This window comes from Mesorhizobium sp. WSM4849, from assembly GCF_055811385.1.
In genome coordinates, this window is the sequence record NZ_JBVVPW010000001.1 from 118,652 (window position 1) to 134,722 (window position 16,071).

At 63.1% G+C, this 16,071-nt stretch carries 14 protein-coding genes and 1 other RNA gene; 6 read left to right on the forward strand and 9 right to left on the reverse strand.

The window, feature by feature from the left end:
• Nucleotides 1–2: 2 nt before the first annotated feature.
• The 6 genes from AC0L3L_RS00560 to AC0L3L_RS00585 form a co-directional block, all read right to left on the reverse strand.
• Nucleotides 3–1,634, reverse strand: a complete 1,632-nt coding sequence (locus tag AC0L3L_RS00560; RefSeq protein WP_473483960.1) for an ABC transporter ATP-binding protein — start codon at nt 1,632–1,634, stop codon at nt 3–5.
• On the reverse strand, nt 1,631–2,770 hold the full coding sequence (locus AC0L3L_RS00565) for an ABC transporter permease (protein WP_473524826.1): 1,140 nt from the start codon (nt 2,768–2,770) through the stop codon (nt 1,631–1,633). The genes AC0L3L_RS00560 and AC0L3L_RS00565 overlap by 4 nt, the downstream gene beginning before the upstream one ends.
• Entirely contained in the window at nt 2,770–3,864 is a 1,095-nt protein-coding gene (locus AC0L3L_RS00570) for a microcin C ABC transporter permease YejB (protein WP_473636174.1), read from the reverse strand. The genes AC0L3L_RS00565 and AC0L3L_RS00570 overlap by 1 nt, the downstream gene beginning before the upstream one ends.
• A 30-nt stretch (nt 3,865–3,894) precedes the next feature.
• A complete protein-coding gene (locus AC0L3L_RS00575) occupies nt 3,895–5,781 on the reverse strand; it encodes an extracellular solute-binding protein (protein WP_473636175.1) in 1,887 nt (628 codons plus the stop codon).
• On the reverse strand, nt 5,781–7,658 hold the full coding sequence (locus tag AC0L3L_RS00580) for an extracellular solute-binding protein (protein ID WP_473636176.1): 1,878 nt from the start codon (nt 7,656–7,658) through the stop codon (nt 5,781–5,783). Before AC0L3L_RS00580 ends, AC0L3L_RS00575 begins: the two co-directional genes overlap by 1 nt.
• A gap of 159 nt (nt 7,659–7,817) precedes the next feature.
• Nucleotides 7,818–8,483 (reverse strand): c-type cytochrome, encoded by a 666-nt coding sequence (locus tag AC0L3L_RS00585; protein WP_473483945.1) that lies wholly within the window; start codon nt 8,481–8,483, stop codon nt 7,818–7,820.
• A gap of 193 nt (nt 8,484–8,676) precedes the next feature.
• Here AC0L3L_RS00585 and AC0L3L_RS00590 point away from each other — a divergent pair, with 193 nt between their 5' ends.
• The 4 genes from AC0L3L_RS00590 (at nt 8,677) to AC0L3L_RS00605 (ending at nt 11,977) form a co-directional block, all read left to right on the forward strand.
• On the forward strand, nt 8,677–9,405 hold the full coding sequence (locus AC0L3L_RS00590) for a 3-deoxy-manno-octulosonate cytidylyltransferase (RefSeq protein WP_473636177.1): 729 nt from the start codon (nt 8,677–8,679) through the stop codon (nt 9,403–9,405).
• Nucleotides 9,406–9,433: 28 nt separating this feature from the next.
• Entirely contained in the window at nt 9,434–10,297 is an 864-nt protein-coding gene (locus AC0L3L_RS00595) for a prephenate dehydratase (protein WP_473483939.1), read from the forward strand.
• A 44-nt stretch (nt 10,298–10,341) separates the two neighbouring features.
• Nucleotides 10,342–11,145, forward strand: coding sequence for an alpha/beta hydrolase (locus tag AC0L3L_RS00600; RefSeq protein ID WP_473636178.1), 804 nt, complete (start codon nt 10,342–10,344; stop codon nt 11,143–11,145).
• 178 nt (nt 11,146–11,323) lie between these two features.
• Nucleotides 11,324–11,977, forward strand: a complete 654-nt coding sequence (locus AC0L3L_RS00605; protein ID WP_473636179.1) for a glutathione S-transferase family protein — start codon at nt 11,324–11,326, stop codon at nt 11,975–11,977.
• 40 nt (nt 11,978–12,017) lie between these two features.
• On the opposite strand, the gene AC0L3L_RS00610 is transcribed toward AC0L3L_RS00605, so the two are convergent.
• Genes AC0L3L_RS00610 through AC0L3L_RS00620 form a run of 3 tightly spaced genes read right to left on the reverse strand, consistent with a single transcriptional unit; the run spans nt 12,018 to nt 13,726 of the window.
• Entirely contained in the window at nt 12,018–12,311 is a 294-nt protein-coding gene (locus tag AC0L3L_RS00610) for a Dabb family protein (RefSeq protein WP_473636180.1), read from the reverse strand.
• A 19-nt stretch (nt 12,312–12,330) separates the two neighbouring features.
• Entirely contained in the window at nt 12,331–13,272 is a 942-nt protein-coding gene (nudC, locus tag AC0L3L_RS00615) for an NAD(+) diphosphatase (protein WP_473483930.1), read from the reverse strand.
• Nucleotides 13,273–13,306: 34 nt separating this feature from the next.
• Entirely contained in the window at nt 13,307–13,726 is a 420-nt protein-coding gene (locus AC0L3L_RS00620) for an HIT domain-containing protein (protein WP_123146493.1), read from the reverse strand.
• 250 nt (nt 13,727–13,976) lie between these two features.
• Between AC0L3L_RS00620 and ffs the strand changes: the two genes are divergently transcribed.
• Both ffs and AC0L3L_RS00630 read left to right on the forward strand, forming a co-directional pair.
• Nucleotides 13,977–14,073, forward strand: an RNA gene (ffs, locus tag AC0L3L_RS00625) — signal recognition particle sRNA small type.
• Between the two features lie 105 nt (nt 14,074–14,178).
• Nucleotides 14,179–16,026: a DNA polymerase III subunit gamma/tau gene (locus AC0L3L_RS00630; RefSeq protein WP_473636181.1), complete on the forward strand. Its 1,848-nt coding sequence runs from the start codon at nt 14,179–14,181 to the stop codon at nt 16,024–16,026.
• Nucleotides 16,027–16,071 lie beyond the last annotated feature (45 nt).

A 16,071-nucleotide genomic window follows, 5' to 3' on the forward strand; every position in this document is an offset into this window, starting at 1 on the left:
CCTTACTCGCTGACGATGCCGACCGGCGCCGTCTCGATCCTGAACGCGGCCGAGATCAGTGCCTTGGTATAGTCGGTCTGCGGCCGTTCGAAAATCTGTTCGGACGGGCCGGCTTCGACGATCCTGCCATTGCGCATGACGATGACGTCGTTGGCAAGCGCACGGATGACCTTCAGATCGTGGCTGATGAACAGATAGGCGAGGTCGTGCTTCGCCTGCAGGCTGCGCAGAAGGTCGACCACCTGCGCCTGCACGCTCATGTCGAGCGCCGAGGTCGGCTCGTCCAGCATGACGAAGCGCGGGTTGAGCACCATGGCGCGGGCGATGGCGATGCGCTGGCGCTGGCCACCGGAAAACTCGTGCGGATAGCGATTGCGCGTGGCGGGTTCGAGCCCGACTTCCCCGAGCACCTCGACGATGCGCTTGTCGCGTTCATCGGGCGACAGTTTCGGCTCGTGGATCTTCAATCCTTCCTCGATGATCTCGGAGACCGACATGCGCGGGCTCAAGGATCCGAACGGATCCTGGAAGACGATCTGCAGCTCGCGCCGCAGCGGCCGCATGGCATTGAAACTCAGCTCGTTGATATCACGCCCGTTGAACTGAATGGTCCCGGTCGACGAGATCATCCTGGCCAGCGCCAGGCCGAGCGTCGTCTTGCCAGAGCCGGATTCGCCGACGACGCCGAGCGTCTGGCCGGCGCGCACGGTGACGTCGATGCCGTCGACCGCCTTTACATTGTCGACGGTGCGCCGGAAAAAGCCTTTCTTGATCGGAAACCAGACTTTGACGTCCTGGCCGGTCATGACCGGCTTGGCGGCAGCGTTGGCGGCGGGCGGCTTGCCCTTCGGTTCGGCAGCAAGCAGATGCCGCGTATAGCTGTGCTGCGGCTTGGCGAAGATTTCTTTCGTCGGCCCGGTCTCGACGATCTTGCCCTTGGTCATCACGCAGACCCGGTCGGCGATCTTTCTGACGATGCCGAGATCATGGGTGATGAACAGCATCGACATGCCCTTGCGGCTCTTCAGCTCCGCAAGCAGTTCGAGGATCTGCGCCTGCACGGTGACATCGAGTGCCGTCGTCGGCTCGTCGGCGATCAGCAGTTCCGGCTCGTTGGCCAGCGCCATGGCGATCATGACGCGCTGGCGCTGGCCGCCGGAAAGCTGGTGCGGGTAGGCGTCGAGCCGCTTCTCCGGCTCGCGGATGCCGACCTCGTTGAGCAGCTCCAGGGTGCGCGCCTTGGCTTGGCGGTCCCCCAGCCCCTGGTGCAATGTCAGCACCTCGACGATCTGCTGCTCGATCGTGTGCAGCGGGTTGAGCGAGGTCATCGGCTCCTGGAAGATCATGGTGATCTTGTTGCCGCGCACGCGGCGCAATGCCTTCTCGTCGGTGGCGAGCAGGTCGGCGCCCTGGAACAGGATCTTTCCCGACGGATGGCTGGCGGCCGGATAGGGCAGCAGCTTCAGCACCGACAGCGCCGTGACCGACTTGCCGGAGCCGGATTCGCCGACCAGCGCCACCGTCTCGCCCTTGGCGATGTCGAAGGAGATGTGGTCGACGGCCATCGACTGGCGGCCTTCCTGCGCGAAGGCGACGCTGAGGTTGCGCACGGAGAGGAGAGGGGCTTCGCTCATCTGAACGTCTTGCGCGGATCGAAGGCGTCGCGGGTCGCCTCGCCGACGAAGACCAGCAGCGACAGCATCAGCGAGATGACGACGAAGCCGGAAATACCCAGCCATGGCGCGTTGAGGTTGCGCTGCGCCTGCTTGAGGAGCTCGCCCAGCGAGGCCGAGCCGGGCGGCAGGCCGAAGCCAAGGTAGTCGAGCGAGGTCAGCGTCGAGATCGAGCCGCTGAGCAGAAACGGCAGGAAGGTCAGCGTCGCCACCATGGCGTTTGGCAACAGATGCCGGAACATGATGGTGCCGTTGGGCACGCCGAGCGCGCGCGCGGCGTTGACATATTCGAAGTTGCGGGCGCGCAGGAACTCGGCTCGCACCACGCCGACCAGCGCCACCCAGGAGAACAGCAGCATCAGCCCGAGCAGGATGAAGAAGCCGGGCGGCAGGATGGCGGCGACGATCAGCAAGAGATAAAGCACCGGGATCGCCGACCAGATTTCTATGAAGCGCTGGAACAGAAGGTCGGTCCAGCCGCCGAAATAGCCCTGCAATGCACCGGCCGTCACGCCGATCACCGCCGAGCCGGCGGTGAGGATCAGGCCGAACAGCACCGAGACCCTGAATCCGTAAATAACGCGCGCCAGCACGTCGCGCGCCTGGTCGTCGGTGCCCAGCCAATTCCAGTTGCCGACGACGCAATTGGGGTCGGCCGCACCTTGCGGATACTGGTTGCAACGTGTCTTGGCGTCATAGAGCCAGGACGGCTTGGTGGGCGCCGCCTCGGGGATGGCGTTGTTGACGGTCCGGTAGGAGTAGCGAACCGGCGGCCAGATCATCCAGCCATGGGCATTGATCTCGTCCTGGATGACCGGGTCGCGATAGTCGGTGACCGCATAAAAGCCGCCGAACTTCTCCTCGGGATAAGCGACCACGACCGGAAAAAGGATCTCGCCCTTGTAGGAGACGAGCACCGGCTTGTCGTTGGCGATCCATTCGGAAAACAGCGACAACACGAAAAGCACGAGGAAGATCCACAACGACCAATAGCCGCGCCGGTTGGCCCTAAAATTCTGCAGGCGCCGCTGGTTGAGCGGCGACAGCCAGGGTCGGGCAATCCGGCCCGGCGCCGTTTCGGCTGCGGCCCCGGCCATCAGATGTCTCTCCGCTCGAAGTCTATGCGCGGGTCGACCCATGTATAGATCAGGTCCGACAGGAGCCCGACAATCAGCCCAAGCAGCGAGAAGATGTAAAGATTGGCGAAGACCACCGGGTAGTCGCGCTCGACCACCGACCTGAAACCGAGCAGGCCGAGGCCGTCGAGCGAAAAGATGTTCTCGATCAGCAGCGAGCCGGTGAAGAAGGCCGAGATGAAGGCGCCCGGAAAGCCGGCGACGACGATCAGCATGGCGTTGCGGAAGACATGCCCGTAGAGAACCTGCCGTTCCGACAGGCCCTTGGCGCGCGCGGTCACCACATACTGTTTGCGGATTTCCTCGAGGAACGAATTCTTGGTCAGCAGCGTCGTGGTGGCGAAGGCCGACAGCACCAGCGCCGTCAGCGGCAAGGTCATGTGCCAGAGATAGTCGACGATCCGCGCCGGCCAGGACAGCTGGTCCCAATTGTCGGAGGTGATGCCGCGCAGCGGGAACCAGTCGTAGAAGGATCCGCCGGCAAACAGCACCATCAGCAGGATGCCGAACAGGAAGCCCGGAATGGCGTAGCCGACGATGACGACGCCGCTGGTCCATACGTCGAATGCCGAGCCGTCCTTGACTGCCTTGCGGATGCCGAGCGGGATCGAGATCAGGTAGGACAGCAGCGTGATCCACAGTCCGATCGAGATCGACACCGGCATCTTCTCCAGGATCAGCTCGATCACCGAGATGTCACGGAAATAGCTGTCGCCGAAATCGAACCGGAAATAATTCCACAGCATCATGCCGAAGCGCTCGAGCGGTGGCTTGTCGAAGCCGAACTGCTTTTCCAGCTTGGCGATGAATTCGGGGTCGAGCCCTTGCGCGCCGCGATATTTCGAACCGACGTCGCCGGCCACGTCGACATTGGTGGCGCCGGCGTCACCACCGCCGCCGCCAAGCCGATCGCTGCCGCCCTGGTTGGTCAGCCTGGCGATGACCTGCTCGACCGGCCCGCCCGGTGCAAACTGGATGACGGCGAAGGACACCGCCATGATGCCGAACAGGGTCGGGATCATCAGCAGGATGCGGCGCAGGATATAGGCGCCCATCAGGCTCTCTGCCTTGCTTGAGCGAAAATCTCAGGCTTTGCCAATCTTTGCCGCCTTGTCCTTGTCGAACCACCACAGCGCCTCGACCGGAAAGCCGAAATCGGGCTTCTGCTCGGGAAAGCCGAACATGTCCCAATAGGCCACTCGGTGATTCGCGAGATAATATGTTGGAATCCAGTCTAGCCGCGCGCGCAAGACCCGATCGAGCGCTTTGAGCGCCGTGACCAGTTCTATCCGGCTCTGCGCCCTGCCGGCTGCCTCGATCAGCGCGTCGACGGCTTTGCTTTCCGTACCGGGATAATTGCGCATTCCCGGCGTTTTCGCCATCCGCGAATCATAGAGGATTTCCAGGCCGTCGGCAGTCGGCGTCGCCCCGATCGACCATGCGAGCAGGTTGAAATCGAAGTCGAAATTGCTCTGCCGCTGTTCATATTGCGTCGAATCGACCTGCCGGATCGAAGCGTCGATTCCGATCGTTTTCATGTTCTCGGACCACGGGGTGAAAAGCCGAACGATGCCATCGTCCTCAGCCAGCATTTCCACCCGCAGCCGCTCACCCTTTTCATTGACGACGAAATTGCCGGCTCGCTTCCAGCCGGCTTCGGCAAGCAGTCTCGAAGCCGCGCGCAGCAGCTTGCGGTCGTGGCCCGAACCGTCGGAGACAGGCTGCATCACCGCTTCGCCGAAGGTTTCCGGCGGCAACTCGGCTCGGAACGGCTCCAGCAGGGCCAATTCCTCGGGCGAGGGCAGGCCCTCGGCCTTGTAATCCGACCGCTCGAAGTTCGATTGCGAGCGCTCGTAGGCGCCGTAAAACAGAACCCGCTTGGTCCATTCGAAATCGAAGCAATTGGCGATCGCTCGTCTGACGCGCACATCGCGGAATTGCGGACGACGCTGGTTCAGCGCGACAGCCTGCATGGATGGCGTTTTCTCTCCGGGAAATTCGCGTTTGACGACCCTGCCGTCCTTCAGCGCCGGAAAGTCGTAACCGGTCGCCCACACCCGCGAGGTAAATTCCTCGCGAAAATGCGTGTCCCCCTTTTTCAGGGCTTCAAACGCAGCCTGGCGATTGATGTAAAAATCGATGCGGATGCGGTCGAAATTGTAGAGGCCGCGGTTCACGGCCAAATCCCTGCCCCAATAGTCGGCGACACGCTCATATTCGACGGTCTGTCCCGCGGCCACGCGCCCTATTTTGTAAGGTCCGGAGCCGAGCGGCGGTTTCATCGTCGAGGCATCGAAATCATTGACCGTATAAAAGGCTTTGGACACGATCGGCATGGCGACGACCGCAAGGATATTCTGCGCCGACTGTTTGCCGTTGAAGGTGAGGTCGACGGTTGCCGGATCGACTGCGACCGCCTCCGTCATATGACGCAACGCCTGGGAGAGGTTCGGATGGCCCTTGTCCTTGTAAAGCTTCAATGCGAAGGCGACGTCCTCCGCTGTCAGTGGCGAGCCGTCGTGGAAGCGCGCCTGCGGTCGCAGGCTGAAGCGGAAGCCATTGCGGTCCGGCGACAAGGTAACGGACTCGGCAAGCCGGCCATAGACCGCATCCGGCTCATCGAGAGCGCTTGCCATCAGCGAATCGAAGCAGAGTTCGGTGCGCGGCGGCGATTCCCCCCTCAACACAAGCGAATTCAACGTGTTGAACGTCAGGAAGCTCTGATTGAAGGTGGAGTTCGGCGGTGCGAAATTCATCTGGCCGCCCTTGGCCGCGTCCGGATTGACATAGGCGAAATGCCTGAAACCTGGGGAATATTTGAGGTCGCCGAAGGCCGACAGGCCGTGCAGCTTTACGCCGGTCGCGACGGCGGCGAAGGCCCGGCCGGGCAGCAAAGCTGCCGCCGTGGCAGCGGCGCCCAGGGCCAGAAAGTCGCGGCGGGCCAGAGCGGCGCGGCGGGGGAGCGCCGCCATCAATTGCCGGTCTTGTATTTTGCCGCCAGCGCCTTTTCCTTATCCGGATCGATCCACCAGGAATTCTGGTCGACGCCGCTATAGGCCGGTTGCTTCTCGGGGATGCCGAACTTGTTCCAGTAGGCTATCCAGACCGCCGACCGATGGTGTTGCGGCACGACATAGTAATTCCACAGCAGCACCCGGTCGAGCGCATGGGTGGCAGCAACCAGATCGTCGCGGTCGGTGGCAAAGATGACGCGGTCGACCAGCGCATCGACGACCGGATTCTTGATGCCGGCGTAGTTGCGCGATCCAGGCGTGTCAGCGGCCTTGGAGCTCCAGAAATCACGCTGCTCGTTGCCCGGCGAATCCGACTGTCCCAACTGCGATATGGTGACGTCGAAGTCGAAATTGTTGATGCGGTTGATGTATTGGGTCTGGTCGATCAGCCGCAGCGTGGCGTCGACGCCGATCTTGCGCAGATTGGCGATGTAGGGACTGGAAAGGACCTGGTCGGTGTCGTTCCAGCCGAGGATTTCGAACTTGAAGGGCTCGCCCGTCTTGGCATTGACCATCTTGCCGCCCTTGATCACCCAGCCCGCCTTGGCGAAGAGATCGACCGCAGTCTTGAGATACTTGCGCTCCGCCTGTGGCGAATCGTAGACCGGCAGCTTGAATTCCTGGGTGAAGACTTCGGGCGGCAGCTTGTCGCGATATTGCTCGAGGATCTCCAGCTCCTTGCCTTGCGGCAGGCCGCTCGATGCCAGTTCGGTGCCTTGGAAGTAACTGCTGGTACGGGTGTTGGAACCGAAGAACAGGGTACGATTCATGGTCTCGAAGTCGAGCGGGTAAGTCAGCGCGGCGCGCACCAGGCGATCCCCAAACAGCGGACGCCTCGTGTTGAGCATGAAGGCCTGCATCGGCTCGGGTGAGGCGGTCTTGAATTCCTGCTTGATGACGTCGCCGGCCTGGACTGCCGGGAAATTATAGGCCGTGTTCCAGCGCCTCGAACTGTTTTCCGGCCTGATGTCATGCAGTCCGCCCTTGGTGAAGGCTTGCCAGGCCGCATTGTCGTCGAGAAAATAGCTGAAACGCTGCCTGTCGAAATTCTCGCGGCCGATCTTCACCGGCAGTTTGGCAGCCCAGTAGTCCGGAACCCTCTGCCAGATGATTTCAGAGCCAGGCTTGAAGCTGGCGATCTTGTGGGCGGCCGAGCCGAGCGGCGGCTCCAAGGTCGGTCTGGTGATGTCGCGCTTCTTGCCGGTGGCGTCGGTGCCTTCCCACCAGTGCTTCGGCAGCACGACGAGATCGCCGAGAATTTTCGGCAACTCCCGGTTGCCCTTCTGGTCGAAATGGAATTCCACCTCGCGGTCGGAAACCGCAATCGCCTCGGTGACATTCTCGAAATAGCGGCTGTACATCGGGCTGTTGGCCTTCAGCACCTGAAACGACCAGATCACGTCGTCGGTGGCGATCGGCTTGCCGTCATGCCATTTGGCCCGCGGATCAAGACGGTAGGTCGCAGAGGAATAGTCGTCCGGATGTTTGTAGGCGTCGGCGATCAGCGGATGGCTGACGCTGCCTTCGTCGGTCGCCTGCTCCATCAGCGTGTCGTAGAGCAAGCCGCCGCCGAATTGGGCAAAACCGGCTGCCGGCGAACCCTGGACGATATAGGGATTGAAGCTGTCGAACGTGCCGAGCACCACCGAATTCAGCGTGCCGCCCTTCGGCGCGTTCGGATTGACGTAGTCGTAGTGCTGGAAGTTATTGCCATATTTGGATTCGCCGATCAGCGACGAGGTGGTGCGCCATTCGTCCGCGAAGGCTGCTTGCAGGCCGCCGGCAAAAGCCGCCACAACCAGCATCGATCTGAGAAACGTTCGGCCAACCGTCATGCCTTCTCCTCTGCGCGATAGCTGTTAGCGGACAATCTAGTTCATTTGACGCTCATGAAAACCGCGACAGCCCGGCTTTGTCGCCGCGCATGCGATTTTCCCCTTGAAAAAGCCGGGCTGAACCCGGCTTTTTCAAGGAATGTTTCGATTACAATTGCGTTATTGCGCCGGAGCTGGTGCGGGAGCAGCAGGCGCCGCAGGGGCGGCCGGTGCTTCACCCTCTGCCGGCTTGGCCGGCGCCGCGCCTTCGGCCGGTGCGGCTGCTGAAGCGCCAGCCGTCGGCAGCGGCTTCGGACTGTCCGACAGCGTGCGCAGATAGGCGATGACGTTGGCGCGGTCCTCGTCCTTCGGCAGGCCGGCGAAGCCCATCGCCGTGCCCTTCACGAACTTCTTCGGCGAGAGGAGGAAGTGATTGATGTTGTCGTAGGTCCACTTCTCGGCGCCGCCCTTGGAAAACTCCTTCATGCCGGCCGAATAGGCGAAGCCCGCATGCTCGGCGACGGGACGGTCGATGAGATCCCAGAGGTCGGGGCCGACCTTGTTCGGTCCGCCCTTTTCGCCGGTGTGGCAGGCCTGGCACTTCTTGAACACGGCGGCGCCCGCCTCGACATTGGCGTTGGCCAGAAGGTCGGCGATCGGCTTGGCTTCTGCAGCGGGGGCTGCCGGGCCGCCCTCGGCAGGCTCCTCGGTCGCCTCGATGGCAAAGCCGGGTTTTTCCGGTGTGGGGGAGGCGAACAGCGCATCGGATATGATGCCGATCGAGAAGACGACGAACACGGTTCCGAGCAGGCCGCCGATCAGCTTGTTGATTTCGAAAGAGTCCATACGCCCCAGGCTCCCTTTTCCGGCGGACCGATCTGTCCACTCTGTCCGTCGGTAATCGTGAACCACCCCGCGGGGCGGTCAAATCGGGCGGAAACTAGGTCTTTTGCTCTGGCGTTGCAACACCTATAAGGGCGCTGCCAGTGAGACCTTTTGCCACTTTTCCCTTCCTCTTTTTCGGACGCTTCATCACCCGATGTCCACGCTCATTCTCATCCCGGCCCGCATGGCCTCGACCCGCCTGCCGGGCAAGCCGCTGGCCGACATCGCCGGCGTCCCGATGATTGTCCATGTCGCCCGCCGCGCCGCCGAAGCCGGGCTCGGCCGGGTGGTGGTCGCCACCGATACTGAAAGCGTGGCGGAGGCGGTGCGCGCGCACGGGTTCGAGGCGGTGATGACGCGGGTGGGCCACGAATCGGGCTCAGACCGCATCTTCGAGGCGCTGGCCACGCTGGATCCCGGGCGCAAGGTCGAAACGATCGTCAACGTGCAAGGCGACCTGCCCACCATCGATCCGGCCATCATCAATGCCGCGCTGAGGCCTTTTGAGGATGCGACAGTCGACATCGCCACGCTCGGCATCGAGATCGTCCGCGACGAGGAAAAAACCAATCCGAATGTCGTCAAGATCGTCGGCTCGCCGCTGTCTGAGACACGGCTGCGGGCGCTCTACTTCACCCGCGCCACCGCGCCCTGGGGCGAGGGGCCGCTCTATCATCACATCGGCCTCTATGCCTATCGCCGCTCAGCGCTCGAGCGCTTCGTCGCGCTGAAGCCGTCGCCGCTGGAACGGCGCGAGAAGCTCGAGCAGTTGCGGGCGCTGGAGGCCGGCATGCGCATCGATGCCGAGATCGTGCAGTCGGCGCCGTTCGGCGTCGACACGCCGGACGATCTCGAACGCGCCAGAACCATCCTTTCAACCTGAGACATCTGGTCAACCTGAGACATTTGGCATGCCTGAAAAAACCAACAGAATAGCCTTCCAGGGCGAGCCGGGCGCCAATTCCGACACCGCCTGCCGCAACATGTTCCCTGATATGGAGCCGTTGCCGTGCCCGACCTTCGAGGATGCTTTCAATGCGGTCGAGACCGGCAAGGCCGACCTCGCCATGATCCCGATCGAGAACACGATTGCCGGGCGCGTCGCCGACATCCACCACCTCCTGCCGGAATCGAAGCTGCACATCGTCGGCGAATATTTCCTGCCGATCCATTTCCAGCTGATGGTTCTGCCCGGCGTCAGGCGCGACGAGGTCAGGACCGTGCACAGTCACATCCATGCGCTCGGCCAGTGCCGCAAATATATCCGCAAGAACGGCTGGAAGCCGGTGGTCGCCGGCGACACGGCGGGCGCCGCCAAGCTAGTCGCCGAGCTGAAGGACCGCACCATGGCGGCGCTGGCGCCGGCGCTGGCCTCGACGCTCTACGGGCTCGACATCATCGAGGAGAATGTCGAGGATACCGACAGCAACGTCACCCGCTTCGTCGTGCTGACCAGGAACAGGCAGTGGGCAGAACGCCCTTCCGCCGACGCCAGGATGATGACGACGTTCATCTTCCGCGTCCGCAACGTGCCGGCCGCGCTCTACAAGGCGATGGGCGGTTTTGCCACCAACGGCATCAACATGACCAAGCTGGAGAGCTATCAGCTCGGCGCATTCACGGCGACCCTGTTCTACGCCGATATCGAGGGCCATCCCGACGATCCGCTGGTAAAACTGGCGCTCGACGAGCTTGCCTTCTTCTCGCGCGAAATGCGGATTCTGGGCGTCTATCCGGCCAGCCAGTCGCGCGAGCAATGGAAGGTGGCGGACTAACTCAGCGCCTTGCCAGGTGACGGGCGCCGGGCGACATTGCTGCAATGTGGCTCCTGAAACTGACGCTCGCAGTCGCTGGATTGTATGCGGTTTTTGTCGCCGTCGTGTATGTGCTTCAGTCCTGGCTGATCTTTCCGGCCGGCCTTGCGGCGTTCGGACCCGATCTGCCGGCCGGGGCCCGCCATGTCGAGCTGGCGACGGAGGATGGCGAGCGCGTCGTTCTGGTACGGCTGGCGGCGAGGCAGGCGCCGGTCGAGCCACGCCCGCTCCTGCTGGGATTCGCCGGAAATGCCTGGAATGCCGACGCACTTGCCTTGTTGCTGCACCAGCTATTTCCCGAACACGAGATCGCTGCGCTGCACTACCGCGGCTACGCGCCGAGCAGCGGAAGCCCGTCGGCCGCCGCCCTGTTCGAGGACGCCCGACGCGCCCATGACCACTTGGCCACCGGTGCCAAAGCCGGCATCGCCGCCATCGGCCTTAGCGTCGGCGCTGCGGTCGCGGTCGATCTGGCGACGGCCCGGCCTCTGCGCGGCATCGTCATAGTTACTCCCTTCGATTCGCTGAAAGAACTCGCCGCTCACCACTATCCCTGGCTGCCGGTGCGCCTCTTGCTGCGGCACCGCATGGAGACGGCAGAAACGCTGCGCGACCTCGATGTGCCCACGGCCGTCATCGTCGCCGAGAACGACACCATCGTTCCTGCGGCACGTTCGGCACCTCTGCGCGCGGCCGCCCGTGACCTGCGCAGCCACATCGCCATAGCGGCTGGCCACAACGACCTCTATGGCCATCCCGACTTCGCCGGAGCGCTACGCGCCTCCGTTGCGGCGGTCACGCGCGATTGACGAGCAGTAGTTCAGGCAGACGTCAGGCCTCGATTTTATCATCCAGATGTCGGAATTCCGGCTCGACATTCGTCCTTTGGTTGCCACAATCGACGAAGGGAGACGACGAGATGAGGAAACTGATCTCAATCGACGATGTGACGCACGATGGCGTCATGCAATCATCCGGAGCCTTCCAATGATCCCCACCATCACCGCCTTTGAGCAGTCGCCCGATCGCGGCAGGGGACTGGCGCGCGACATGCGTGTTCGCTGGGCGCTTGAAGAAGTGGGCCAGCCTTACCAGGTTCGTCTTGTTTCGTTCAGCGAGATGAAGGAACCCGCGCATCTCGCGCTTCATCCTTTCGGGCAGATTCCGACCTATGACGAAGGCGATCTCGCCCTGTTCGAGTCGGGGGCGATCGTGTTCCATATCGCCGAGCGCCATGGTGGCCTGCTGCCAGACGATGCGAATGCCCGGGCGCGCGCAATCTCATGGATGTTTGCCGCGCTAAACACCGTCGAGCCGCCGATCCTTGAACGCCAAACCGCCGTGCTCTTGGAGCGCGGCGAGACCTGGCACGAACAGCGCCTGCCTGTCGTCGAGGATCGCATCCGTGACCGGCTGGGCGAGCTTTCCGGTCGCCTTGGCGATGCCGACTGGCTCGATGGTGCGTTCAGCGCCGGGGACCTGATGATGGTGCACGTGCTGCTAAGGTTGAGCGTGTCGGGTACACTCGACGAATATCCGAACCTCTCCGCCTATGTCGCCCGCGGCGAAGCCCGGTCCGCCTACAAGCGTGCTTTCGCCGCTCAACTGGCGATTTTCACTGGCAAGTCACCGACCGGCTGATGAGGGCTGCTCTCGGTCGAACTTGCTCGAATGATTGATGCTAGCTCAGCGGCGCGTAGTCGATCTCCAAAAACGCCTCGACCTCTGGGATCCAGCGGTCGCGGACGAAGGCGACATGGTCGGAATGGTCGTTATAGCCTGCATAGGCGGCCTGGTCGGCGAACTCCATCGAGAAGCCGAAACGAAAATCGTTCTTCGGGCTGACCTGACGCAGCTGCTCGAACTTTTCGACGCCCGGTATCGCCGCCAATATTTTCGCGTCGGCAAGGAATTTCTTCTCCTCGACTGAGCTGTCCTTGTGCTTCAGCCTGAACACCACTGTATGACGGATCATTTTGCTTCCCTCTGCAAGGCTATGCGCTGTCTGCCCAGGCGCGGATGAGGTTGTAGGCGATCGCCCCCTTCGGCGGCGTGACCAGGCCGCCCGGATGCTCGCGGGCCAGCATCGACAGCACCTCGTCGCGAAAGAACCAGCGGCAGTCCTCCAGCTCGTTGAGGTCGGCCTGGATGTCGTCATTGAGCGGTTCGCCGAAGCAGCCGATCATCAGCGAATAGGGAAACGGCCAGGGCTGGCTGGCATGGTAGACAACGCGGCCAAGCCGGATGCCGGCTTCCTCCAGCGTTTCACGGCGCACCGCCGCCTCGATCGTCTCGCCGGGTTCGATGAAGCCGGCAAGTGCCGAATACATGCCCGGCGCGAAATGCCGGCCGCGGCCAAGCAGGCATTTTTCACGCGTTGCGGTCAGCATGATCGCCACCGGGTCGGTGCGCGGAAAATGCTCGGTGGCGCAGGCCGGGCACAGCCGCTTATAGCCGCCGGCCCGCATCTCGGCTTCAGCGCCGCATTTGCTGCAGAAGCGGTGGCTGGCATGCCAGGCGAGCAATGCAGCGCCTTGCGCCATCGCGCCGGCGGCCGCCTCGTCGATCAGCCCCTGTATATAGACCGAGCGATAGTCGATGGCCTTGATCGTCTCCGGCAGTTGTTCGGGATCGAGCCCGGCCGGCACCGCGAGCACCGGGCCGCTGTCGGAAAAACCGAGCAGGACGCCATGGTCGAGCGACGCCCGGAGCGGCCGGCTTTCCTCGGCGCCGAACCAGGGGTCGAAGTCACCATCCCTGAGCTTCAGGTAGAGCCGCCCGCAATGCATCAGCAAAAGCCTGGCCGAGGGATCGGCGAGGGCCTTTTCGACGGAATCGTCGGCGCGGTTTTCCGATTGCCGGTCGATCATGTTGCCGGCGAAGCCGACGAATTGGCTCGGCTCACGCAAGGGCGCGTCAAACAGGCGGAAGCTCATGGGGACTCAACTTCAGGATGGACACGGGACAGGCTTATAGCGCCGCCTTTATCTGTTGCGCAAACCGGCGAAGGTCCGACCGCTGGTAGGGCTCGCGCATGCCGTGCCCCCACACCGGGCCCGGCCAGCCGGGATCCCCCTCCGAGCGCGCGATGACATGGACATGCAACTGGCGGACGATGTTGCCAAGTGCGCCGCTGTTTATCTTGGTGCAGCCGGTCACGCTTTTCAGCGCCTGCGCCACCATGTTGGTCTCGAAGGTCAGCATCGCCTGGTCGAGCGGCGTCAAATCATGGATTTCCTCCGCGCCCGGCCGCTGCGGCACCAGGAGCAGCCACGGCCAGCGGCGGTCGTTCATCACCCGCAACTCGCACAAGCCGAGCCACATCAACTGCTCGCTGTCCGCCTCCAGACGAGCATCCAGCGTGAATCCGGCCTCGAGGCCCGGCGACATCGGCGTTTCCTTCACTTTTGTCGTGTTTTTTAGACTTTTGAACGCTAGAGCGGCTGCCGGTGGCCCGCAAGAGGCGGCAAGCGAATCGTTGCTTTGTGACGGCAGTTATGCTACTGGTTTGGGCATGGTGCTGATTTGCGCCAATAACCCGCCCCGAGGCGGGTTTTTTTGTTTCAGCTTTCGACGCCACTCCCGGCTGATTGATCCTGCGCCCTTGCATTTCATCGCCGAATTGCCGATATGGAAAGCGGGAGGTTGGTGGTGGACGGTCCACTCGCCAACCGGGTCAGGTCCGGAAGGAAGCAGCCCTAACGAGCCCGGAACGGGTCATTGTTCCAGCCTCCCACCTCTTCGCCTTTCTCCCGCGACATTGACGGCGCTAAGCCCTGCGGGCGAAACTATGCGCAGGAATCGGCCGCCTGCAGGCGCGGCCCTTGGAGCTTTACGGGCGAATGAGCGAAGCCGGAAATTCGGGAACGGAAAAGACCGCCGCCTATCGCGTTCTGGCGCGCAAATACCGTCCTGCAAATTTCTCCGAACTGATCGGCCAGGAGCCGATGGTCCGCACCCTCACCAACGCCTTCGCCACCGGCCGGATAGCCCAGGCCTGGATGCTGACCGGCGTGCGCGGTGTCGGCAAGACGACGACGGCGCGCATCCTGGCGCGGGCGCTCAACTACAGGACCGCTGCCGTCGACCAGCCTTCGGTCGATCTTGCGGTGCTGGGCGAGCATTGCCAGGCGATCATGGAAGGCCGCCATGTCGATGTCATTGAGATGGACGCCGCCTCGCACACTGGCATCGACGACATCAGAGACATCATCGAGCGCGTGCGTTACGCGCCGGTATCTGCGCGCTACAAGGTCTACATCATCGACGAAGTGCACATGCTCTCGACCCAGGCCTTCAACGGCCTGCTGAAGACGCTGGAGGAGCCGCCGCCACACGTCAAATTCATCTTCGCCACCACCGAAATCCGCAAAGTTCCGATCACCGTTTTGTCGCGCTGCCAGCGCTTCGACCTCAGGCGTATCGATGCCGGCACGCTGGTCGCGCATCTCTCCTCGATCGCCGCTAGGGAAGGCATTGCCGTCGACGACGACGCGCTGGCCATGATCGCCCGCGCGGCCGAAGGCTCGGCGCGCGATTCGCTGTCCATTCTCGACCAGGTGATCGCCCATGGCAGCGGCGCGGTCAGCGCCGAAGCGGTGCGCGCCATGCTCGGGCTCGCCGACCGCGCCCGCATCGTCGACCTGTTCGAATATGTGATGAAGGGCGACGTGGCGGCCGCACTGGCCGAATTCCGCAACCAGTACGACACCGGCGCCGATCCGGCCGCGGTGCTGACCGACCTTGCCGAGTTCAACCACCTCGTCACCCGGTTGCGCTTCGTGCCGACCGCGCTCGAGGACGCCTCGCTGTCCGAGGACGAGCGACGACGCGGCGCCGATTTCGCCAAGGCGCTGTCGGTCAGGGTGCTGTCGCGGACCTGGCAGATGCTGTTGAAAGGCATTCCCGAGGTGCAGTCCTCCAACCGGCCGGTCAGTGCCGCCGAAATGGTGCTGATCCGGCTGGCGCATGCCGCCGGCCTGCCGACACTGGACGAGGCGCTGAAATCGCTGGAGGGCGGAGCGTCGATGCCGGGTGGAGCGCCACGCTTGAATGGTGCGCCGGCAAGCTCTGGACCGGCAAGTCCCGGCCCAGCAAATTCTGGCCCCGCAAATCCCAGCAACGGCGGCGCCAGCGCCGTGGCGCAGACGCGGATGTCAACGGCCAATGGCGGCGCGCAGACGATGCGGCTGGTCGAACCCGAGCCGATGCCTGCGGCTTTCGTTCCGGCGCCGGAGCCGGTCGCGGATGCGCCGGTGCCGGTGCCGGTGAAGTCGCTGGCTGACATCGTCGCCCTTGCCGACGCCCAGCGCGACATGGCCTTCAAGGTGCTGGTGAAGCGCTGCGTGCGCCTGGTGCGCATCGAGCCGGGCCGCATCGACGTCAGCTTGACCGATGACGCGCCGAAGATGCTGCTCAACGATCTGACCGCCAAATTGCGCGCCTGGACCGGCCGCAGCTGGCTGGTCTCGCTGTCAAAGGAAGAGGGCGGCCAGACGCTGGCCGAGATGGAATCGACCAAACGCGAAAACGCGCTCCTCGATGCCAGGAGCGACCCGACCGTCGCCGCCATCCTGGCGCGTTTTCCCGGCGCCAAGATCATCGACGTGCGCATTCCCGACGCACCGGAAGCCGATGCGGTGGAGGCCGAGGTTCCGATCGAGCCGGCCACAGACGACGACGAAACCTAAGCATGATCCCGAAAAGTGGGAGCCGGTTTTCGGAGAAGATTATGC

Coding starts and splice junctions, on each gene's coding strand:
- AC0L3L_RS00560 (WP_473483960.1), bottom strand. CDS start 1,634: ATGAGCGAAGCCCCTCTCCTCTCCGTGCGCAACCTCAGCGTCGCCTTC.
- AC0L3L_RS00565 (WP_473524826.1), bottom strand. CDS start 2,770: ATGGCCGGGGCCGCAGCCGAAACGGCGCCGGGCCGGATTGCCCGACCC.
- AC0L3L_RS00570 (WP_473636174.1), bottom strand. CDS start 3,864: ATGGGCGCCTATATCCTGCGCCGCATCCTGCTGATGATCCCGACCCTG.
- AC0L3L_RS00575 (WP_473636175.1), bottom strand. CDS start 5,781: ATGGCGGCGCTCCCCCGCCGCGCCGCTCTGGCCCGCCGCGACTTTCTG.
- AC0L3L_RS00580 (WP_473636176.1), bottom strand. CDS start 7,658: ATGACGGTTGGCCGAACGTTTCTCAGATCGATGCTGGTTGTGGCGGCT.
- AC0L3L_RS00585 (WP_473483945.1), bottom strand. CDS start 8,483: ATGGACTCTTTCGAAATCAACAAGCTGATCGGCGGCCTGCTCGGAACC.
- AC0L3L_RS00590 (WP_473636177.1), top strand. CDS start 8,677: ATGTCCACGCTCATTCTCATCCCGGCCCGCATGGCCTCGACCCGCCTG.
- AC0L3L_RS00595 (WP_473483939.1), top strand. CDS start 9,434: ATGCCTGAAAAAACCAACAGAATAGCCTTCCAGGGCGAGCCGGGCGCC.
- AC0L3L_RS00600 (WP_473636178.1), top strand. CDS start 10,342: ATGTGGCTCCTGAAACTGACGCTCGCAGTCGCTGGATTGTATGCGGTT.
- AC0L3L_RS00605 (WP_473636179.1), top strand. CDS start 11,324: ATGATCCCCACCATCACCGCCTTTGAGCAGTCGCCCGATCGCGGCAGG.
- AC0L3L_RS00610 (WP_473636180.1), bottom strand. CDS start 12,311: ATGATCCGTCATACAGTGGTGTTCAGGCTGAAGCACAAGGACAGCTCA.
- nudC (WP_473483930.1), bottom strand. CDS start 13,272: ATGAGCTTCCGCCTGTTTGACGCGCCCTTGCGTGAGCCGAGCCAATTC.
- AC0L3L_RS00620 (WP_123146493.1), bottom strand. CDS start 13,726: ATGTCGCCGGGCCTCGAGGCCGGATTCACGCTGGATGCTCGTCTGGAG.
- AC0L3L_RS00630 (WP_473636181.1), top strand. CDS start 14,179: ATGAGCGAAGCCGGAAATTCGGGAACGGAAAAGACCGCCGCCTATCGC.